Annotated in this window: 2 protein-coding genes; both read right to left on the reverse strand. The window is 65.3% G+C overall.

Annotation, left to right across the window (positions count from 1 at the left end):
* The coding region (locus tag MTR65_RS20080) for a hydantoinase B/oxoprolinase family protein (protein ID WP_243803390.1) at nt 1-1,859 on the reverse strand (1,859 nt) is incomplete at its 3' end.
* Between the two features lie 16 nt (nt 1,860-1,875).
* The coding region (locus MTR65_RS20085) for a hydantoinase/oxoprolinase family protein (protein WP_243803393.1) at nt 1,876-3,872 on the reverse strand (1,997 nt) is incomplete at its 5' end.

Below are 3,872 nucleotides of genomic sequence, written 5' to 3' on the forward strand. Positions count from 1 at the left end.
TCCGCGTTGCGCCACATGGGCTGCTTGGGAGCGGGGAGGCCGGTTTCCTCGAGGCAGTTTGCGCGCAGGGTTTCGATGTCGGGACCGAAGTTGAAGACATCGACGTCGCCGCGCTCGGTGCGCATCCTGGTGCGCAGTTCCTCGGTGGCGTTTTCGTCGACTGTGCCGTCCTTGATGACGACGCCGTAGTCGAGGGCGCCGGTCTCGGTGACGAGGCCCTGGCCGATTTCCTTGAGGATGAGAGCGGGGTCGCGCTCGAGCGGGTCGCCCCAGCCACCGCCGCCCCAGGTGATGAACTGGAGTTCATCGCCCGCTTCGACGGGGTAGTCTTCCAGCTTGTTGCCGACCACGATCTGGGTGCCGTCGGCCTTGGTCAGGATCTTCTTGGCGCGCTTGCCCGGAAGACCGCCGTTGACGCCCCAGGGCGGCACGAACCAGCGGTCGTCGTGGATCGCGATGACGCCCGGCTCATAGAAGCGGTAGACCATGTTGATGCCGTTGCCGCCGCGGTGCAGACCCGCACCGCCGCTGTCGGCGACCGTCTCGTACTTGACGATCTCGAGCGGGAAGTAGCGCTCGAGGAACTCGTTGGGCACGTTGGTGAAGCCGGGGAACAGCGAGTGGCCGTCGGGCCCGTCGCCCATGGGCCGGCCCGGGATGCCGCCAAAGCCGATCTGGAAGAGCTGGAACCACTTGCCCGCCTTGTCGTGGCCTGCATAGAACAGGTGCGGCGAAGACGAGAAGCCTGCGGCGTTGAGGAACTCGGGCGTCTTCTGGCCGAGCAGGCCGCCCATGATGTCGAACAGGCGTCCGAGCACGTGGGTACGGCCCGAGAGCGCGGCCGGGAACTTGGGCTTGAGCAGCGAGCCTTCCGGGATCCGGATGTCGATCAGCGGGTAGTAGCCATCGTTGAACAGGATCTGTGGATCGAAGACCATGATCATGTAGATGCCGAAGAACATGCGCATCATGTTCTCGTTCAAGAGCATGTTGATCGAGGCCTGCGACTGCGGATCGGTGCCGTCGAAGTCGAGAACGACGCGGCCGTTCTCCTTCCACATCGTGCACTTGATCTTGTAGGGGCCAAAGCCCATGCCATCGTCGCAGATGTAGTCCTCGAACGAGACGGGCGTCTCGCCGATCGAGCTCTCGATGAGCTGCTGCATGGCGCGGTAGTTGCGGTCGAGCAGCAGGTTGGTCGCCGAGACGAAGATGTCATCGCCAAAGCGCTCGGCCATCTCGACCACGCGGTTGGCGGCAACGCGGCACGAGGCGATCAGGGCGTTCAAGTCCGCCTTGCACCAGTCGGGCATGCGCGACTGGTGCATGACCAGCTTGATGAGGTCCTCGTTGTACTCACCCTTCTTCCAGATCTTGACGGGCGGGATGCGCACGCCTTCCTGGAAGATCTCGGTGGCGTGGATCGGCATGGAGCCGGGCACCATGCCGCCGATGTCGCTCTGGTGGCCGAACATCGAGGTGTAGGCGATGAGGCGGCCGTCCTTGAAGACGGGCAGGAGAACGAGCCAGTCGTTGCAGTGGCTGATCGCGCCGCCGACCGAGTAGGGGTCGGACAGGAAGATCATGTCGCCGTCTTCCACGGTGCCTTCATAGCCTTCGAGGAAGGGGCCGATGTAGGAGCCGAACTGGCCCACGATCATGCGCCCCTTGTGGTCGGCGATGAGCGGGAAGGCGTCGCCCTGTTCGCGGATGCCCGGCGACATGGCGGTGCGCACGAGCGTGGCGTCCATCTCGATGCGGGCGTTGCGAAGGGCGTTCTCGATGACTTCGAGCGTGACCGGATCGATCTCGATCTTCTCGAAGGGGGTTTCGTTGGCCTGAATGATCTGTGCGGGCATTAGAGAGTTCCTTCGCTCACTTCAGGTTGATGAGGATGTTGCCGTAGGCATCGACGGTGCCGGTGCAGTCGGCTTCGATGAGCGTGGTGGAGTCCATCTCGGTGACGATGGCCGGACCCTGGATCACGTCGTTCGCCTTGAGCTTGGAACGGTCGTAGATCACGGCAGGGACCATCTTGCCATCGGCCCACAGCTGGTGGTCGCGCACCTTGGCCTCGATGGGATCGCCGTTGCCTTCGGGCAGGCGCTGGGCTTCGAGGTCGAGGATGGGGCCAAGCGCGACGGCGCGCAGGTTCACCAGCTCGTGCTCGCTATCCATCTTGAAGGTGAAGAGACGCTCGTGCTCATCATCGAAGCGCTCGATGATCGCGGCCAGGCCGCCCGACTTGAACGTCTCGGGATCGATCGAAAGCGGCACTTCGAAGGCCTGGCCCTCGTAGCGCACGTCGAGTTCGAACTCGACGGTGACGTCGTCGGCCGAGATGCCCTCGCTGGTGAGTTCCTTCGTGGTCTGCGCGGCCATCTCTTCGAGCTGGGCGAGAACGTCGGCTTCCTCGGTGTTGGTGAACGACTTGGAGTACGAACGCGCGGTCTCGGTGCGCATGCGCGTGGTCGCATCGCCCAGCGCGCACAGGACGCCCGGGCTGACCGGCGAGACGGCGGGCCAGGAGCCCATCAGCTTGGCAACGGCGTTGACGTGGAGCGGACCTGCCCCGCCAAAGCCCATGACCGCGAAGTGGCGCGGGTCGTAGCCCTGCTGGACCGAGATCATGCGCAGCGCGCCGAACATGTTCTCGTTGACGATGTCGATGATGCCGCGCGCGGCTTCCATGACATCGATGCCGAGCTTGTCGGCGACGGTCTGGACCGCGGCCTTGGCGCCTTCACGGTCGAGCTTGAAGGTGCCGCCCAGAAGGTTCTCGGGGAGGTAGCCCAGCACGACGTTGGCGTCGGTCACGGTCGGCAGCGTGCCGCCCTTGTTGTAGGCAACCGGACCCGGGACGGCACCGGCCGATTCCGGGCCGACGCGAAGGGCGCCGGTGAGCTCGGGAACATAGGCGATCGAGCCGCCGCCCGCGCCCACGGTCTTCACGTCGAGCGCCGAAGCGCGGACCGAGAGGTGGCCCACTTCGGTGGTGCGCACGCGGCGTGCCTCGAGGTTCTCGATGAGCGCGACGTCGGTCGAGGTGCCGCCCACGTCGAGCGTGAGGATGTTCTTGATCCCTGCGTTCTTGCCGACCCACAGCGCGCCGGTGACGCCGCCTGCCGGGCCCGACATGAGGAGCGCGACGGGGTGCTCTTCGGACTTCTCCGAGGACATGAGGCCGCCATCCGAGCGCAGCAGCGAGAGCGAGCCGGCCATGCCGCCCGAACGCAGGTTCGAGCGCAGGTTGCGCACGTAGTTGCCCACGACCGGGCGCACCGCGGCGTTGGCAACAGTGGTCAGCGTACGCTCGTATTCCTGCATCTCGGGCAGGACTTCGTGGGAGAGCGAGACGGGAAGCTCGGGGCAGATCTCGGCGGCGAGTTCGCCGATGCGGCTCTCGTGCGCGCCATTGAGGTAGCCGTTCATGAGCGAAACGGTGAGCGCCTGGACGCCCGAATCCTTGAGCTTGGTGAGGACCTCGCGGATCTGCGCTTCGTCGATCTCGCGTACTTCCTCGCCCTGCGCGTTCATGCGCCCGGCGACCTCGAAGGTGTCTTCAAGGGCGGCCAGCGGCACCGGCTTGGGCCACACGATCCAGCCAGCCAGGCCGCCCGGCACGAAGGAGCGCGCGATCTGCATGACCTGGCGGTAGCCTTCGGACGTGATGAGCCCCACGCGCGCGCCCTTGCCCTCGAGCACGGCGTTGGTGGCAACGGTCGTGCCGTGCAGGAAGAACTCGATATCCGCCGGCGTGATCCCCGCCTTCTCGCAGATCGCGCCGAGCCCGTTCAGAATGCCTTCCGAACTGTCATGCGGCGTCGACGGCGTCTTGTGACGGAAAAACGAGCCGTCTTCCTGGTTGAACA

It is taken from the genome of Novosphingobium mangrovi (assembly GCF_022818885.1).
In the GTDB taxonomy this organism is placed as follows: domain Bacteria; phylum Pseudomonadota; class Alphaproteobacteria; order Sphingomonadales; family Sphingomonadaceae; genus Novosphingobium; species Novosphingobium mangrovi.